The 18,777-nt window shown below is 38.2% G+C and carries 13 protein-coding genes and 2 pseudogenes; 1 reads left to right on the top strand and 14 read right to left on the bottom strand.

The features are described from left to right. Positions 1–17 precede the first annotated feature (17 nt). The 4 genes from trxA to zapA all read right to left on the bottom strand — a co-directional run bounded on the left by trxA (position 18) and on the right by zapA (position 3,965). Positions 18–332: a thioredoxin gene (gene trxA / locus IGK53_RS03415; protein WP_002290803.1), complete on the bottom strand. Its 315-nt coding sequence runs from the start codon at positions 330–332 to the stop codon at positions 18–20. 86 nt (positions 333–418) lie between these two features. After that, positions 419–2,779 (bottom strand): endonuclease MutS2, encoded by a 2,361-nt coding sequence (locus tag IGK53_RS03410; protein WP_002290802.1) that lies wholly within the window; start codon positions 2,777–2,779, stop codon positions 419–421. 142 nt (positions 2,780–2,921) lie between these two features. Beyond that, positions 2,922–3,470 (bottom strand): CvpA family protein, encoded by a 549-nt coding sequence (locus IGK53_RS03405; RefSeq protein ID WP_002290801.1) that lies wholly within the window; start codon positions 3,468–3,470, stop codon positions 2,922–2,924. A gap of 57 nt (positions 3,471–3,527) precedes the next feature. Beyond that, positions 3,528–3,965 (bottom strand): cell division protein ZapA, encoded by a 438-nt coding sequence (gene zapA / locus IGK53_RS03400; protein ID WP_002290800.1) that lies wholly within the window; start codon positions 3,963–3,965, stop codon positions 3,528–3,530. A 201-nt stretch (positions 3,966–4,166) separates the two neighbouring features. Here zapA and rnhC point away from each other — a divergent pair, with 201 nt between their 5' ends. Then, positions 4,167–5,084, top strand: a complete 918-nt coding sequence (rnhC, locus tag IGK53_RS03395) for a ribonuclease HIII (RefSeq protein ID WP_002329499.1) — start codon at positions 4,167–4,169, stop codon at positions 5,082–5,084. A 541-nt stretch (positions 5,085–5,625) separates the two neighbouring features. On the opposite strand, the gene IGK53_RS03390 is transcribed toward rnhC, so the two are convergent. The 10 genes and pseudogenes from IGK53_RS03390 to IGK53_RS03345 all read right to left on the bottom strand — a co-directional run bounded on the left by IGK53_RS03390 (position 5,626) and on the right by IGK53_RS03345 (position 18,759). After that, positions 5,626–6,540, bottom strand: coding sequence for an N-acetylmuramoyl-L-alanine amidase family protein (locus IGK53_RS03390; RefSeq protein WP_002290913.1), 915 nt, complete (start codon positions 6,538–6,540; stop codon positions 5,626–5,628). 122 nt (positions 6,541–6,662) lie between these two features. Next, a complete protein-coding gene (locus IGK53_RS03385) occupies positions 6,663–8,954 on the bottom strand; it encodes a glycosyl hydrolase family 18 protein (protein ID WP_104674632.1) in 2,292 nt (763 codons plus the stop codon). Between the two features lie 432 nt (positions 8,955–9,386). Beyond that, positions 9,387–9,965 carry a TetR/AcrR family transcriptional regulator gene (locus IGK53_RS03380; protein WP_002290909.1) on the bottom strand — a complete coding sequence of 193 codons (579 nt, stop codon included), beginning with the start codon at positions 9,963–9,965 and terminating at the stop codon, positions 9,387–9,389. A gap of 19 nt (positions 9,966–9,984) precedes the next feature. Next, positions 9,985–10,653, bottom strand: a complete 669-nt coding sequence (locus tag IGK53_RS03375; protein ID WP_002290906.1) for an ABC transporter ATP-binding protein — start codon at positions 10,651–10,653, stop codon at positions 9,985–9,987. 14 nt (positions 10,654–10,667) lie between these two features. Further along, positions 10,668–11,738 carry an ABC transporter permease gene (locus IGK53_RS03370; RefSeq protein ID WP_002290905.1) on the bottom strand — a complete coding sequence of 357 codons (1,071 nt, stop codon included), beginning with the start codon at positions 11,736–11,738 and terminating at the stop codon, positions 10,668–10,670. A 197-nt stretch (positions 11,739–11,935) separates the two neighbouring features. Further along, positions 11,936–13,300 (bottom strand): NAD(P)/FAD-dependent oxidoreductase, encoded by a 1,365-nt coding sequence (locus IGK53_RS03365; protein ID WP_142658314.1) that lies wholly within the window; start codon positions 13,298–13,300, stop codon positions 11,936–11,938. Continuing rightward, positions 13,297–14,856, bottom strand: a pseudogene (locus IGK53_RS03360) (helix-turn-helix domain-containing protein). Before IGK53_RS03360 ends, IGK53_RS03365 begins: the two are co-directional and overlap by 4 nt. 55 nt (positions 14,857–14,911) lie before the next feature. Beyond that, positions 14,912–17,392 (bottom strand): annotated as a pseudogene (locus IGK53_RS03355) (WxL domain-containing protein). Then, complete coding sequence (locus IGK53_RS03350) at positions 17,376–17,711, bottom strand: hypothetical protein (RefSeq protein ID WP_002290899.1); 336 nt, start codon at positions 17,709–17,711, stop codon at positions 17,376–17,378. Before IGK53_RS03350 ends, IGK53_RS03355 begins: the two are co-directional and overlap by 17 nt. Positions 17,712–17,721: 10 nt before the next feature. Continuing rightward, a complete protein-coding gene (locus tag IGK53_RS03345) occupies positions 17,722–18,759 on the bottom strand; it encodes a DUF916 and DUF3324 domain-containing protein (protein WP_002290898.1) in 1,038 nt (345 codons plus the stop codon). Positions 18,760–18,777: the final 18 nt, after the last annotated feature.

The raw sequence follows: 18,777 nt of genomic DNA, 5'->3' as shown, positions 1-18,777 counted from the left end.
ATTTTTGCTTTAAGCTTTTATAAATATTGATCGATCATTTGACGTAGTTGTTCTTTTGAATGAACACCAACAGCTTTTTCTACTACTTGACCATCTTTTTTCAACATTAATGTTGGAATACTCATGATTCCGAATTGTTGAGGAGTTTCTGGATTTTCATCCACATCCATTTTAGCAATTCTGAATTCTTCTTCATCATATTCTTGTTCCAATTGATCCAAAATCGGTGCCTGCATACGACATGGGCCACACCAAGTTGCCCAAAAATCAATTAATACAAGTCCTTTGTCTGTTTCTTCATTAAATGTCTTATCTGTAATTACTTGTGACATATCAAAGACCTCCATTTTTAAAATCTATGACCAGTATAGCATTTCTATCCTTGGATAGCGAACCATCTGCTTACCTTTAGTAAGTTTTACTTAAATTTAACAATTGTTGCACCATTTCCGCCTTGATTTGCCGGTGCAAACTCAAAGCTTTTGACGCTCCGATGGTTTTTAAGATAATCAGTAATTCCCTTGCGAAGTGCGCCTGTCCCCTTTCCGTGGACAATAGTCACTTGAGGATAACCTGCTAGGATGGCAGAATCCAAATACTGATCTACTTCACTTAGCGCTTCCTCATATCGTTTTCCTCGAAGGTCCAATTGATTCGGCACATGACTGCTAGATTCAGAGCGTACAGCATGGACAACTCGTTGTGTCGGCTCTTTTTGAGGAGCAACAGGCGTCAGTTCGTCTTCGGACACATTCATTTTTAGTATACCGATTTCTACTTGCCACTGATTCCCGTTTTTACGTAAAAGCGTCCCTCTTTGGCCGTAAGTCGTAACCAACACTTCGTCTCCCGGTTTTAATGTTTTTTGTTCTTTCGCCTTCTTCAATACTTTATTTTTCTTCAATGTTTCTTCTTGATGTAGATTTGCTAATTGGGTCTTTGCATCGATCAACTGATGCTCTTTCACATTTCCTTGCCCGATCTGCTGTTGCATTTTACGAATATCAGCAATGATTTTTTCTGCTTTTTTTTCCGCCTCTGACACGACTTCATTTGCTTTTTTCTTTGCTTTCTCTATTTCTTTTTCACGTTCTTCAAAGAAATAGCTGTAAGCTTCTTTCAAATCATGATGAAGTTCTTGTGCCTCAGAAACAAAATGACGCATTTCCAGATATTCGGTCTCTGCCATTTTCCGGCGATTCTCTAAATCTGTGATCATTTCATTTAAATCTTGGCTCTCATCATTCATCAACTGCTTTGCTTCATTAATAACATCTGTATCAAGACCTAATCGGCTGGAGATTTCAAACGCATTGCTCCGACCAGGCACACCGATCAGTAAACGATACGTTGGACTTAGTGTATCCACATCGAACTCCATACTAGCATTAATCGTATTTGCCCGATTGTATCCATAAACTTTCAATTCAGGATAGTGTGTTGTTGCCATCACATAAGCAGACTTTTTACCAAGATCATCTAAGATCGCGATTGCTAGAGCAGCACCTTCTTGCGGATCTGTTCCTGCACCAAGCTCGTCAAATAGTACCAGACTTTTTTCATTGACTTTTGATAAAATATCTACAGTGTTCGTCATATGAGAAGAAAAGGTCGATAGACTTTGCTCAATCGACTGTTCGTCTCCTATATCCGCAAATACTTCTTCAAAAATACCGATTTGGCTTTCTTCTCCTGCAGGAATCGGCAACCCTGCTTGCCCCATCAGCTGTAACAGACCTAAAGTCTTCAACGTGATCGTTTTCCCACCTGTATTAGGTCCTGTAATGACGATGGCTTGATAGTCTTTTCCAATTGCGATGTCATTAGGAACTACTTTTTCCTGATCGATCAGCGGATGTCTTGCTTGTTTCAAGACGACATGATTGTCTTCACTGATTCCCGGCACGATGGCTTTTAGTTCTTTACCAAATCGTGCTTTTGCATTCATCAGATCCATTTTACCAATCACATAAGCATTGTGGATGATTTCTTGACGATGTGGAACAAGTTCTGCAGAAAGTTCACTTAAAATACGTTGAATCTCATTTCGTTCAGCGATTTGATATTGACGCAAACGATTATTCAAATCCACCACTTGTTTTGGTTCAATAAATAAAGTCTGTCCTGAAGCACTTTGATCGTGGACTACACCGCCAAATACACCGCGGTATTCTTGTTTGACTGGGATAACGTAGCGGTCATTTCGCATGGTGATGATTGCATCGCTCAAATATTTTGCGTTCTTCCCGCGGACGATTCCGTCTAACTGTTCACGAACAGCTTGTTCACTGCGACGAATGTTCTGTCTTATGATTTTTAGCTCAGGAGAAGCATCGTCGGTCACGCGTCCGTCTTCATCGATTGCTTCCTTTAAACGGCGACTTAAAACAGGAATCGTGACTAGCTGATCTGCCCACATATACAAACGCGCAAATTCAATTTCACTGTCAGAAAGATCATCAATGAACCGATGCAATTCACTTGTCGTAGATAACACTCTGGAAACTTGTGCAAGCTCCACTCCATTCAAATCTGCCCCGATTTCGATCCGTTTCATATGAGGGCGGATATTTTCAAGTTTTGGTATAGGAATCCCGCCTCGCAGACGTTGTACTTTCAACCCATCCTCAGTTTCTTGAAGCCATTCTGTGATCGTTTGTTTCTCGCTCACTGGTACCAATTCTGCCAGTTCTTCTTTTCCTTGTGCAGTCACTACAAATTGTTTGACCATCTGTTTGACTTTTTCAAATTCCAATGTTTCAAGGATTCGGTTATTCATTTTATCACCTTATCTTTCACTATGAAAAAAGGGCTGTGCCGGACATACGTTGCGCAGCCTTCTTAAATAAACTACTGTGTACAAAAAACAAAACATTCTTGTAAAAGTTTTTCTAAAAAAATATTTTTTAGCCCTATTTTCCTTAATTCAAAATATTCGTTACCCAAAGCTCATACATCTTGTTGGTAAGAAAGGGCGTTCTCTCAACGATAAAACGAGCGAAACTATGCTCGCCGAATTGATTTTGGACCACATCTAATGGAACAAAGGCAAGTAACTGCAAAATCAAAAATATAGTAACGTAAGCCATGATTAGTGACAGGATACCTCCTGCAATCCAGTCTACCTGTCTCAAGATCGGCACATATGTCAATCCATGGACAAAGACCCCCACAAATCGGGTGATCAGCCAGCCAATCAGCAAAATGATCAGAAAAGCCGTTCCTGCATAAAAAGCTTCATCTAGGTGAAAGGCAAATACTTGATCAAAAAATGCTAACTTTGATGTCGGGGTGACAGCTGGGTATGGAATGTATAATTCCAAATGACTTGCTAATGGTTTGTAAAAATGCTGGGCAGCAATAAATGACAACACATATCCGATTGCGAATATGAATTGTAAAGCAAACCCGCGACGTGCTCCAGAAAAAAACGCAATTAGCAATAAAAATAAAATCAGCAAACTCAGCATGCTACGTTCCTTTCTCTTCTAACTTTTTTAAATTTTTCTTATTTTGATAAAAGGATCTTAATTAGAAGATTTTTGTTTGATTTGTCCTTTTCGTTTTTCATTTAAAATCTGCTGTGCTTCCACATGATTTTTAATAGTATAATCTGCTTGACCATTTTCTTTCAGTACTTCTCGAGCTTCATTCTCGATTGCTTCCATGCGTTTTACGCGATTTTCAAGCTCTGTAAATTTGATCATTTTTTTCTTTAATTCTGCTGTTTCTTCTTCTAGCTCCAAGATTCTTTCTTGTTTCTTCAATTGATCCGAAAGCGCATTGACAGCCATCAAGATCGCTGCTTGTTCATTATCCATTTGTGGTGATAATTGTTTCAATTCTGCTAACTGCTCATTGATCAGCTTCGTTACGATATCCATATGATGCTTGGTTTCCCGTCCGATAATAGTATATGTTTGGTTGGCAATCACTGCTTTGTAGCGTGTTTTTTCGTGCGCCATACGAATCATTTCCTCCTATTTGATGAAAGTTTTATTTAGTGTACCATGAAGTTGGTTCTTTCACCGTTCTCCACAAATATTTTTCACATACTTAACTATTATATGATAAACTTTAAAAAAATGCTATGTCTCGCAACCTCTTAGAAAACGAAAAGTCAGGAGTTGCGGTATAGATTTATGTATAAAAACGAGGAGAATTTTATGAGCAACGTCATTATCAAAGCAACGAACGACCAACTTAGTCAAATGAAAGCACACTATCGCTCTTATTTGTTAAATAAACAGATTCCTTATACTATCTTTGCTGCTAAAAAAGACGGGACGACCATCACTGCTTACACATCAGGAAAAGTGATGTTCCAAGGGGCAAACGCAGAAACGGAAGCTCAGCGCTGGGGACAGGCACAGGATAAGCAGGCCAAACCAGCAAGAACGGTCTCTTCTTTGCCAAAAAATATCAGTCAATTATCCGTTTTAGGTAGCGATGAAGTCGGAAATGGCAGCTATTTCGGTCCACTAACAGTATGTGCTGCTTATGTGAAACGTGATCAGCTTGCAGAATTACGTAAACTTGGTGTTCGAGATTCAAAAGAGTTAAAAGATAGCCAAATCATCCAACTTGCTGATGTCTTAAAAGAAACTATCCCTTACAAACTACTTGTCTTGCCCCCAGAAAAATACAATGAGATCCAGCCAAAATACAATGCTGTTCGGATGAAAGTCGCTTTGCATAATCAAGCAATCCATTTGCTGCTAAAAAAGATCGCACCAGAAAAACCAGAAGCGATTTTGATTGATCAGTTTACGCCAGAAGCAAATTTTAAAAAATATGCGCGTTTAGAAAAAAATCACTTGCAAGAAAAACTGTACTTCGTTACTAAAGGAGAACAATATCATTTAGCTGTTGCTGCTGCTTCTATCATCAGTCGTGCCAGCTTTTTAGAAGAGTTAGACAAAGCATCAGCTGAAGCTGGAATCACCCTTCCCTCAGGAGCTGGAACGAAATCTGATCAAATAGCGGCAAAACTATTAGAAAAAGGCGGCATGCCTATGCTTGAAAAATATGCCAAACTTCACTTTGCCAATACAGAAAAAGCGTTGAAGCTAATAAAAAAATAAAAAAACTGTGACATAAGTCGTGTCACAGTCCCTTATTCCGAATAAACGGTGTTCAATTAGCTGACCCTCGATATTAGCTCAACAAACGGCAAAATATGAGGAGCTATTTTTCCGTTTGTTTCTCTAATACTCAGATCAGAACGCTGATTTCACAACCTCTTCCTTAAACGGTGTTCAAAAGCTTGTATCTGCGATAATAAGTCCAACCAAACGAAAAATAGGAGAAGCTATTTTTGTTTGGCTGTTCTTATTACTTGATGCAGGACAGCTTTTTCACAACCTCTTTCCTTAAACGGTGTTCTCCTGCCAACTCCTCGGTCACAAGTCACAATATTCATCAAACATGAGAAGCTGTTTTTTGAAATTGCTCCTTGTGACTCGGAGCTGAACGGCAGGCTCACGACCTCTTTCTTAAACGGTGTTCCAGAAGTAGCTTCTTCGAAAAATAAGCCGAAATTTCACAAAAATTTGAGAAGCAATTTTCGTAAATTCCTTCTTATTTCTTGAAGCTGACCACTTCTGTCACAACCTCTTTCCTTATTTATTGCTGAAAATAGGTGGTCAATGCTTGTGTCAAACTTGCAGCGATCTGCTGCTGATAACTGTCTGTTACTAATTCCTCTAAATCACCATCATTATTCATATAACCCATCTCGATTAAAATAGAAGGTTGAAGATTTTCTCGAAGAACTTGATAGTTCCCAGTGGAGATTCCTCTTGAATCCAGAGGCAGATCAGTGAAGGAATCAGCGATTGTTTGTGCTAATGTTTCCTCTTGTCCATAGTAATAATATGTCGTGATCCCAGTTGCTTCATTCGCATATTCCGTAGAGTCTGCATGTAAGCTGATAAAGACATCTGCCTTTTTTTCTTCACTGTAGTCGCATATATCTCCAAGCTGTACTAATTCATCTGTAGTGTGGGTCAAATAAACCGTTGCTCCAGCATCCTCTAGCGCCTTTTTTACTTTTATGGCTGTACTTAATGTTATATCCTTTTCTTCTGTTTGTTCATCATTGCTTAATGCCCCAGTATCATTTCCGCCATGCCCAGGATCTAATACAATCACTGCATCAGATAACTCTTTCGGTTTTGTTTGTATATTCTTTGTGACTTTGGTTCCATCTTCGAGGGCTAAATATCCAGTATAGCCATCATTTGTCTTGATCTGATAAGCATTTTTTGTTTCGGAAAGAAACTCCGTCAGTTCTCCGCCGTTTATAGTTGCTAATGGGGTCGTTAGCGAGTCATCTGTATATAGTGTACGGTCATTTTTTCCGATTTTGACTAATGTCTCTTGTTTTGTGTCATCAGATGATTCCTTTGTCTTTGTAACCGTACTGTTCGTACTGCTGACTGTTTGCCCAACTATCTTTTTTTGACCAAAAACATCTATTTGAAAACAGATAATAATGATAATGATTGCACATACAAAAGCTCCAATTATTTTTTTCATGCTTGACTCTCACCTCGTAGATCCAGACTAAGGGTCAAAACTTAAAATCAGCTTAAGTACGCAAAAAAGGAGCTGCGACAAACGTTTTGTCACAGCCCCGTGTTTTCAAATAAACAGCAAATTTAACCAATCAGTTCCCATGCGCCCCACTCATTAGAACCTGGTTCTTCCCCTTGATTCCACCACTTTGCCTGATAAACTTTCCCTTTATAAGTGACGATGTCTCCCTTGACATAAGCTTTTTCTGGGTTCCATTCTTCGTATCCTGGAGCAGGGTCTTCGCTTTTCGTTGTGATCGTTATCGGCAAGCTTTTCTCAGATACATTTCCAGAAGCGTCAAATGCACTGACTGTATAAGTGTACGGTGTATTTGTCTCCAAACCTGTATCTGTATATCGAGTATGAGCTGTTTGTGCTACACGCTGACCATCACGATAGATGTAATAACCTGCCACCTGATTATTGTCTGTTGATTCTTCCCAACTCAAAGTAACTTGTGTTCCTTGAATATCTGAAACAGCTAGATTTTCGGGTACAGATGGGGGTTGCGTATCGGATGGATCCGGTATCAGTTCTTTTCCATAGATGACTTGCCGATTGATTTCCGCTCCTTCATCTCCGATTCTTTGGACTAACGCAATATGGCCAATTCGATCGACTGTTGGATTTTCATCACTTGATCTTAATCTAAATTCATAAGAAGCATCTGGCTCGATATGTTTACCGTCATATACAGAAGCTAAATCAATCACGACATACCCATTTTCTATCGTTACTGTTCCAGCTTTGTAATCTCCGGCACTTAGGCTTTCAGCTGAATGGATTGGAATATATAGTTTAGGGAATTTGATTGTTTCTTGGGCTAATTCCACTGCACTCAATACACTAGAAGTTTCGTTAAGCTGCTCGTTGTTCTTGATAGTGATGTTATAACCATTCGCACCATATTCACTATAAGTAGAAATATCCACATCAATCGCTAACGGGGAGGAAATTATTTCTTGTTCTGACAGTTTTTCGTCACCGAATAATCCTTGTTTGATCGCATTAGTCAGCTCGTCTCTCTTACTACTGTTGGTTTCCTTATCTTGTGATTGCATCCAGGAGATTACTCCACCTAATTCATTTTCTTTTACATATTCTGCTTTGTAGCTGACAGATTTGACATTGTCATAAGTAAAGAATTCTCCTGTTATTTTACTGTACATATAAGGTGCTTTCGCTACATCATCCCAATATTCTTTTAAGTCTGCTGTTTGATCAATCAAATCAGCGATATTCCGATAAGGCCAGACGCCGCCAGCTCTACCACCATTTCCTGAAACGAGATCGTTTTTGTTTTTGGCACCGTAAGAAGGTGTTTGATCGGCATCTTGGTTGCTTGCTTTTGCTGATTGGAACAAACCAGGTAGCTCTTTGTTATCCCCGCTTTCTACCTCATGCCAGCCGCGTGTATAAAAAGCTGCACCAATCACGATTTTGTCGGAAGGAGCTCCTTCTTTTTGTAAAAATTTGACTGTCTGATCGACAGAAAGACCTTCTTCATAATTAGGATCAGCTGGATTGCCATATAGTGCCGTATGGTGAGCACTGTTGGGACTCCATGCCCCATTCAAATCATAGGTCATGATATTGGCAAAATCGACCACAGAGAATAATTTAGGAATGTCAATCCCATCATTTAATTTTTCTCTGGAAGAAGGAAGCGCTACAGATAATTCATATGTTTTCCCTAACTTTTCTCCTTGTTGATCAATTGACTCGCGAATCTCTTTTAAAAGCGTGATGTAATTCTCTTTGTCTTCCGGTTTGGCATGTGGTGTTCCTTCATCGTTTACATTATCTACTAGATCTGGCTGACGGACATCAGCTGGATATTCCCAATCGACATCGACAAAATCCATATTGGTATACTTAATAAATTTCGTGATATTTTCTACTAGATTTTTACGTTTTACTGGATCAGCTGCCACTTCTGAAAAGTCTCCTGATTTTGACCATCCGCCTAAAGATACGCCTATTTTTAGATTTTTATTTTTGCCGCGTAAATCTTGGATTGCATTCAAAATCCCAGAACTTGGTGTGTTCCATCCTACGCCAGGTTGTTCTAAAGATGCACCTACAGCAGCATCTGCATCTGTAAATGTCAGATTCCCCTCGCTATCAAAATCTAAAAAGGCAAAGTTCAAATGTGTTAGCTGATCCGCTGGAATATCTTGAGGAAGAAATTTCCCTTCACCATCCCAGATGGACCAATCTCCATAATACATGACATTCCGGTATTCTTTTGCTGGAACAACTTGAGCTGTTTCTTCGGCATAGACAGAGTCTTTTTGTCCTAATAACGGAGATGTGACAGACATCACCGAAGAAAATAACATTACGGCTAAACTGATTTTTTTCATTTTTGACATATTTTGAAACCTCCTTTTGTCTATTCGTTATGATTCATCCACCAAATAAATAGTTTCTTTCATTCTACAAATAATTAATTATTTGTGTTATTAAATAAAAACACCTCCTAGATCGCCGACAGAACAAACGCACCAGAAACATTGACTTTATAATTACAACTAAATAGTAACATTCTGTAATTCTGTTTGCAAACGTTTTCTTTTATATTGTTTACGTTATTTATAAGTAAACAAAAACTACTTTTTGGTTAAATCCCTTTTGATAACGATTCAATTAGAATGAAATAATAAATAAAATATCCCATGATAATTATGAGAGAATAACAAAATTTTATGCATGAAAAACTAGCCGTATAAAAAAGAAACAAGATACAACGATTTTCGTCATATCTTGTTTCTTTACCTAACTGTTTTTCTCCACATATAACAGCTTTACGTTTGTCCTAATACACCATTCAAATATAAATCGATCAATTGTGCCACATTTAGCGGTTCTTCTACAGGTCTTTTTGATCGAGTGATGTACGGTGCCAACACTAAGAAAAAATGCCTTGCTGCGATTTCTTTGGTAATCCCGTTTCTTAACACGGATTGGTTTGTTGAAAAAATTTCTTCAAATGGTTCACGATAATTTTTCTTCCATAGAAAGAAAAGATGATCTCTCGTTTCATTGGAAAGATTGCTTTCAAGGTCGTGAAGCATCAGAAATAAATCAACAAGATGCGTCTCAATCAAAAATTGAGCCATTTTTGTCAACGTCACTTGAAATCTCGTTTCGCTTGTTTGGACGATTTCTCTCAACGCTTTCCCAACATCTTCTAAGTGCTTTTCTAATACTGCTGTATATAACTTTTCTTTATCACTAAAATAGTGATAAAGATTGGGCTGGGTGATCCCAACTTTTTGTGCGATCTCTCTTGTTGAAGTACCAAGATAGCCCTTGGACATGAACAAGTCAGCCGCTTCTTTTAAAATTTTTTGTTGCGTGTCTTTATTGTATCGATGGACCATTTTTCCACCTACTTTTTGGTTATTCTTTTTCTTTCAATACACCATCTTCCATCATAAATATTCTATCGCATTTGTCAATCAACCGTGTGTCGTGCGTCACCATGATCGTTGCTTTATTTTTTTCTTTTGATTCTTTTGCCAAAATATCGACTACTTCTCTTGCCTTTTCTGAATCCAAACTGGCAGTTGGTTCATCTGCTAGAATAATAGACGGATCATTGTACAATGCACGAGCAATTGCCACCCTTTGTCTTTCACCACCAGATAGTTCTTCTGGATACTTGTTGATCAGCTTATCCACGCCAAGCTGCTCAAATAATTCTTTTGCTTCTTTTTGCCGATGTTCATGTTTGATTTTATCTACTAATAACAACTGCTTTTTTACTGTCAGAAAAGGAACCAGATTTGATGCTTGCAAAATAAAACCAATTTCCTTGAAACGGAGTTTAACGCGTTCGCTTTCTTTTTGATTACTGAATTCCTGATCATTGATAAATACAGAGCCGCTGCTAGGTGTCTGCAATCCGCCTGCTAAAGTCAAAAAGGTACTTTTTCCTGATCCCGAAGGACCGATGATCGCAACAAATTCCCCTTTATCGATACTCATTGTTGTTTCTTTCAATGCTTTTACTACTTGGTCGCCATCTTGGAAACTTTTTTCTACTTCTTTAAATTCTATTGCTTTCATGTTCTTCCTCCTTCTTATCCAATGGCCTTCAGCGGATCGATTTTCACGATCGTCCGAACAGAAAATAGTGCGCCTAACACAGCCACTACCAACATCAACAAGCTAATGACGCCAAAAAATAGCCAATTGCTTTGGAATGGAACCGCATCAGGTAGAACAAGAGATGTTCCCACTGTTCCCACTAGACCAAGAAGAATACCAACAAAGGATAAAATGAATGTTTGTGCCACTACAGAGCGTGCAATAAATCCTCCCGTGATTCCTTGGGCTTTCATTACACCAAAGATATTGATTTTTTGCATCGTCAGTACATAAATAAAAATCCCGATCACGATAGCCGCAATAACAATCAAAAAGCCAATCATAAACCCAAAAGTCAATACTTGTGCATTGTATCCAGGTAATTCATTGATGAATTTAGAAATTTTGATCTGTTCCAAGTCTTCAGGTAAATCGTTGATTTTTCCTCTGACAACTATTGCATTGATCCGTGCATTCTCACTTGTGTCTTCTTTTTCGAAACGGATTTGTTGGTAAGCATTGATGGTCGTATAAAGAACCGGTGAAACATTAAACTTGGCATGATCCGTAAAACCAGTTAGTTTAAACGTCTTATCACTACCAGATAACTTGACCGTATCTCCTACGGCTAGACCATATTCTTCCTTCAGGCTACTATCGCCTATTGCCTCATCATCGTTATTAAAAGCTTTTCCTTCAACAAGATTCGGCATGATGAACTGATCTTTATCGATACCAAAGAAGCTAACATTGATTTTTCCTTCATCTGTACTGTCTTTACTAGTCACGACTCCTGGAGTTTGGGCAAGATAGGCCACTTTTCCACCTTCGACTTCTTCTGCGGTCTTCTTAGTAATCATGGACATCCCTAGATTTGAATTTGCATCTTTCGAAAGAACGATCGAATCTGCCTCCCACTTGTCAACCGCCGTTCGATTGTCTTGAGCTAAGCCATAAGCTAACCCGGTCAAAAAAAATACCAAGTAGGCGATTAAAAACATCACCCCTGCAACTAATGCGTAACGTAACTTTGAATGCATAATTTCATTTAATGCTAAAAACATTTAATTCCTCCTCTTGAAATAATTATTTTATACAATAATTTTATCACTTGATAAATTTTTGGCGAATATTATGCTCAAAATACATTTTCGCTTTTTTATTATCTCTTCTTATGATGTCTAAACGCTTTTTAGTTAGTAGTTTTCAGTTTTTTTATTATAAAAATAGCATTTCACATAATAAAAGACCGTGATGTTTCTCACGGTCTTTTTTCTACTCTATTGCGATTTGCTCTCTTAGCTAGTACTTTAAAAGCTAACTCATTGAGATAGTGAAAACGTGGGGTATATTCAGCCAAAAATCCAAAGTTTTCAACTGCTAACTGTGGAATCGTGGTTTTTTGTTTCACGATATCAGCAAGCAAGTTCAAATCTGATAATAAAAATTCTTGGCTTATCAGCTGTCCGCCAATGATTTCTAATGTATCTGGATGATAGATCAGCTTTGCATTTACTGTTTTATTTTCTTCATAGTATTGTGGAAATAGGTCGAACTCTCCTGAACAAGAACAGGCACTTTGTTCCAAAAATGGTGCTTCGTCTTCTGTCAACCCAACAGTTCCTAAAAAGTGGTCGGTAATGACCGTTGCTGTTATCTTTTGTTTGAGATCATAAGCAGTCGGCTGCTCGCACAAAGTCAACGCTACCGCTCTCGCCATATGTACAGCTCGAGTAACTAAGGGCAAAAAGAGATGCCGTTCTTTTTTGTCAAAACTGACTGGAACGATATCGCCAATCGCATAGATATCCGAATCACTTGTCTGCAGGTATTCATTGACCATCACAGTGTCGTCCTCATACAATGCCACTTTGTCTTTTAACAATGACGTATTTGGACAAGTTTGAGCAGAAAAAATGACGATATCTGCCTTCAGTGTTTGAGACAAAAGTTGTACGGATACTACTTCTTCTCCTGATTTTTTCCAATCAATCAAAAATTCATTTGGATGAAAGTTGATTTGCTTGTTTTTCAGCTGATTTTGAAAACTGCCAATCATATCTTTATCGAAATATCTTGATAAAACATTCGGCATGTAATCAACTAAATGAATCATATGTCCCTTATTTCTCAAAGCATCTGCTAATTCTAACCCAATATAACCAGCACCAAAAATCACTACTTCTTTTGCTTCTTTCAAAGCGGCAAGTACTTGTTTAGATTGCACTAGATTTTTATAGGTGTAGACATTTTCAGCTTCAATTTGTTTATATAAAGTAGCAGGAGATGAACCTGTTGCCACGATTAGTTTATCATAGGTTAGGGTTTCTTTTTTTCCTTCCTCAGAAGTGAGGATGAGCTGATGCTTGTCTGGATCAAGTTCAGTTACTCTCCATTCGGTGATCAGTTTTGCACCACTTGCTTGAAGAGTCCGCTCGTTGTTTGCAGCTTCAGCTAAACTATGTATCTTTCCTTTTAAATAAAGATTGATCCCATTTGAAACATAGCCTAATCCATCTTTGTGATTTTCATCGATCAACAGAACTTCTGCCTCCGGTTGAAGTTTGCATAGATTTAGGGCAGCGGTGATGCCTGCATGGGAAGCACCAATGATCACGATTTTCATGTTTTATTCATCCTTAAATTCAATTTTTCTAAATAGCATTCTTTTAAAAATTGGTTCAAATAGGGAAAATCATAGTTAAATTCATTACTCGTAAATACAAAAACTTTAGCGGACTTCTGTGACGGGTATTCTTTCAATTGGCTAGTCAAAATAACATCATATTGCTTGTCTTTCTCGTATTCCACTAAATCATATTTGATCGTATTCAACAACTGTTCTTGAATGATTTCTTTCACGATATCCGCCATTAGCCTTTCGTACGGAAGATCATAAGCAATTTGCAAACGCAATTCCAATTGCTTGATTAGCGTTCGTAAAATAGATGCATAGCGAGCAAATAATTCAAAACGGGCATTTTCCTCGTCTGCTTCAGTAAAATCCACAATAGCAAATGTTTGTCTGACCAGCCTTTCACATAAAACAAGGAATTGTTTATCTTCTACTTCAGTTAACCGTTGTTTCAATCCTTCTTGACCAAAAATATTCATCCATCCTCTAAAATAAGCAAAATGAGCGTGATTTTGCATCACTGTTAACGCAATCTTTTGCGAAATCTCTTCTGGAAAAGCATAGAAAGAAAAATATTCTTCTATCGATTGTTTAAACGTTCGATTCAATTGAGCCACTACGTCATCTTAGTATTTTTCGCTTATCAAAAATTCCTGAACATGTGAATTATGTGTATCTAATGTAAAGTTACTGATCATGAAAAGATAAAAAACCAACGTTTCGTTTTGATCCCAAGGAAAGGCATATTGAAAGAAATAACGGGTCAAAAATGTATGAAGCTCCAATAAAAATTGTGTCGTTTGAAACAATCCAACAGGAAGATTACTATAATCTGGTTTGGCTTTTTTCGTACAGCGCATCCGTTTCTTCATAATGGAAAGCCATATTTCAAATTTCAGTCGCCCTTCTTCTGTAATGGCAAAACTGAACTCTTTTTGTAGCAGATCTAAAAAAGTGTTTCCTGATAAATCGCTGTATTCTTTTTTATTTTCAAGGTAGGGGCGACCAAACCAAAATAATTGAAAATAGAAATAGCGGATTTGATTTTCTGGGCCAGTCAAACGCCCGCTTTTTATTTTCAAATGAAACTCTTTTAAAGAATCATTTAATTCCTTCACTCTACGCGACAAAGTAGCCGAACTGATATTAAGTTCCATAACAAGTTTCTGCCGATCAAATGAGCCATATTCTAACAGATAAAGAAGGATTTGATATTTTGTAGAATAGCGCAAATAGCAATGATAATAAACATCGATAGCTGCTATATTGCCATGTCTGATCAATAAAATGTATCCTTCTTGGATAACGATTTCCAGTTGTTCGATGTTTTCCAAACTAGCTTGTAAATAAAATAAATCTTCTTTCAAGGTAGACCGATCGATTGATAAGCGGGCTAGTACGTTATTAACAGAGATCTCTCCTTTTTCCTCTAATAAAAGTTGAAAAAGTTTGATTTGCCGTTGTTCATTTTTTTCAAGCAAACTGAAAAGTTCCAAGTCCACTCCTCCAAGCATTTCTGATTTTAACAGCAGAAGTTTCCTTCTCATCCTTGAAAAAGAGGATCTGCGACAGTTGTCACAGATCCATACAAATTCTGATCACTTAGCTGATTGGCCCAGCTGACAGTTCCCATGTGATCGTGCCTTGATACCTTACGCCAGGTTGAGCGTTCGTACTGCTATTTACCTCTAAGAGTAAACCATCGGTATCGGGAAAGTCAACGAGAACCTCTCCTTTAGCTGTGCCATCACTTTGATAAATCATCGTGTTTTGTCCTTATTGGATCAATTGCTTTGATCCAGCATGATTAAAGTACAATTTTGTTCCGCTTAATTCTTGACCTTGATCATTCTTAAATGAAGAAGTCAATGTACCTGTCAGTTGCCAAGGAGACGTGCTTGGAAGCCGAGTATCCCGTACATCAAAAGAAAAATCGCCTTTTGCTTCATAATAACTTGTCTTCAACGGTTTGGGGAGATCGTTGCCAAATGTAAAATCATCTGGTACATCAACTAATGTCAATTCTTGTTTGGGGACAAGAATTGTTTTGGAAGATGTTTGGACAACTGGATTAGGAAGCTTAACACCATCTGCTAATGTAATATTGCTAGAAAGTACAGCTGCCTTTGTCGGTATGCTGACAGATTGCACAGAAGTATCTACAGTATTTAATTGATAGTTGTAAGTAAGATGAATAGTATCGCCGACTTTGCTCAATAAATCTGCTGGGACAGATACTCCTTGTTGAACGCCGGTATCTGCGACAGTTGTACCATTTAATTTTAAGGTACCATTGATATAAGTAGTATTTTCTGGAAGTGAGATCGTGATTTTTTTGTCGGTGATCGCATCCCCAGATTTTGTCAACGTGAATGTCACATTTTCTTGTATCGTATCCCCTGATAGTGCAGATAATGGGGTTCCTTCATCCGGTTGTCTGCTAAGATTTTTTAGCTGGCTGTCTGCACTCACTGATGGAAAATTAGCCACTGTTATTTGGGGAAGAGTGGTGATTCCCGCTTGTTCAGACTGCCATTTGTACGCAAAAGAAGGATACAGGTTAGTAAGTACATCGTCCACCAAGCGATAATCAAAATAATATTGCCCTGAAGCCAATGCAGGTAGTGTAGAAGTAGCTGTAGTTGTGCCGCCATTATTTGATGAGATCGTTTGGAAAAGTTGATCTGTCCATCCTGCCGCTAATTTTTGGGTTCCTTTCGAATAAAGCCTGTAATGGATCGACCCCGTTTTTAATTCAGTTGCTGACCAATTGGCCATGACTTGGTACGGCGCAGGAGAAAGGAGCTTTCCCCACTGACTATCAGCTGTTAAATTTGTTGGTAAAACCGTACCGTCTAGCTTATACTGCTCCAATACCTTTAAAGCAACGGGAGAAAGCAATCCACCTTGCGCATCTTTCCCGCTATATACAATATTGGTTGACTGATTCAATCCACTTGTGCTTGCTGGAGTATGAGTCAGCGCTGCTCCTTGTGTGACGTTTTTTCCTGTAAAATAATTGACTACACGATCAAAGCGAGTAGACGGTAATTGATCAAAACGTCCTTCAGTCAACCCCATCGTTAGTGTTCGATTATTGGTTGAGCCTGGAAGGTTCTGGTTATTCCCATCCACGTATTCTGTAGTATCAGCAAATGTATTATATTTTCCTGTTGAATCACTTGGTGAAATGTAACTATTCCACGTATTTATCTCTGCACTTGCAGAAAATGCATACGCTCCTGGATTCAATTTTCCACCAGTTAATTTAGGATAAAATCTACCTGCAGCTGGAGCTAAGATCGAATTGAACATACGATCTTGGATAATATTATTCGAGTCATAAAAATCAACAGAAAAAATAGCTTTTTTAGATATAGAAGGTTGTAATTTACCTTTGGTCAAAATTTTGTTTGGACTCGTATCATATTTATCTCCGTTTTCTGTCATCTTCGCGACATTAGCTGTAATATCAAATTGAAGCGGGACATCGTCAACATTGAACTCGCCTCGCGTAATAATAGCGATGATATCTGGCAGGAGAGTATTTGTATCCCACGAACCCATCCCAAAACGTAAAGTATGGCTTCCTGCTGATAATAAACTTCCGCTAGTAACCTTGATGGGGGCACCGGCAATATACAAGTAGGCGTTGTTCCAGTCAATTGCTTTTAATACATCACTGCTTGATACATGTTCCGGTAAATTAATGATTGCAACGAAGGCAAAACCTTGTGCAGTGATATTCACCAAATCAAGTACATTTGTTAGTTTCACATGACTTTCCCAATGAAAACGGACCGTGCCACCTTTCCAAGGATCATTTGAACCATCGTTTAAATAAGTAGCAGTCAATTTAGGCAACTGGTTAGCCCCAGTTAGTTGGACAAGCTTCCCGCCATTCACTGCACTACGTCCACCATTTGGAGGTACGATATTTTCGTATGTGTACGGATCATAAGAAATGGTAGGAGGCGTTGCTCCAACAGCTTCTGCCGAAGGTGAAAAGATAAATATACTTAAAACAAAAAGCGAAGTAAAAAAGAAGGAGCGAAAAAATGTAAATTTATTTTGTAGCAACATGTTCATCCTCCTTTTCCTTTCTTCTCCATAACAACAACCACACAAGAAGCCATAATTCTATACCAATGATCAAATAAAGAAAACGGATCCTTTGTTCATTCGTCTCCGGAAATACGCCATGTTGATTAGCCTCTTTATAAATCGATGGCTGTGTCTGCTGTTTTGATGTGCCATTGACTGAACCACTTGGATGCGGAACTGGACTTAGATCATAAAATGTAATCGTGCCTGAACTTTTGGTATCTGCTTGGACTGGCTCTTGCCAGCTGAAGAACAGCAAACTTGCAATAATCCCTCCTAATAAGATTGATGCTTTCAACGAAATCACCTCATCGTGTTGTTTCTCCTTTTTTCTTTTTCTTGTGGATCCACAAAAACAGCAAAATCAACAGTAATACAAGAACTGCAGCAACCAATCCTGCATAAAGCCATGGGAAAGATTGTTCTTGTACTGCAAAAACGGAATTTTCATTTACTTTCTGTGCTTTTTCTTTTTTGATCGTAAAGTTTTGTGTAAATCGCCATTCATTACTGTCACCTGATTTTGCTATGATTTCTGCGCGGTAATCGCCGGCTTTTGCTTTATCACCAGCTAAATCAAGATTCAAGTGAAAATTCGAATTTGGTGCAACTAAAAATGCATTAGACGTATTTTCAATATAAAGCTGATTTTCATAATAGATCTTGCTCGTAAATATCAAATTGCTGATAATCGTAGGCTGAGGATTTTGGAAACGAAGCTGGACAGTGGGCTTTGCATTGACCTCGTTCAAATCTCCTGATAAAAGTTTCAGATCCGGTTCTATCGTCTCTTGACTTTCTTGTAAAACGACTGCGAGATTATAAGCAATACGATTTTTTATTTGTGCACCTTCTGTAGCATTTTCTGTTTCAGCTTCTTCTTTAGGTGAAACATGAATACCCGCTAATACACGTCCCTTAAAGCTTTTAGCTGGGATTTTTACTTCTACAGGTACAGTTGTTTCAGCATGCGCTGGTACATTGACTTCCTTTATGGCAACGGTCAAAACGTCACGGACATCAAACGGCAAGGTCCCATCTAGCGTTGGATTTTTTTGACTATAATCGATTGTTCCACCATCACTCGTTACCGCCGGATTAACAGAGACCTCAAATGTTCGTTCTTGATCTAAAGAATTGCTGATAATTACTTCCAGTGTCTGATTTTGTTCCGGTGCCACTAATAAATCAAAATAACCGATTGCTTTATCTATTTGATTCTCTGGAAATACCGGTTTGATCCCAAAGTCTCCTGCTGAATCCTCTGCTTGACTGATTGACGGAAAAATGAAAAATAGACTTAAAATAGAAAAAAACGAAACAAACAGTCGTTTACTTTGATTCATTGTCCACCACATCCTTTC

Source organism: Enterococcus sp. DIV1224 (assembly GCF_050555455.1).
GTDB lineage: Bacteria > Bacillota > Bacilli > Lactobacillales > Enterococcaceae > Enterococcus_B > Enterococcus_B lactis.
This window is presented reverse-complemented; position numbering and strand designations above follow the sequence as displayed.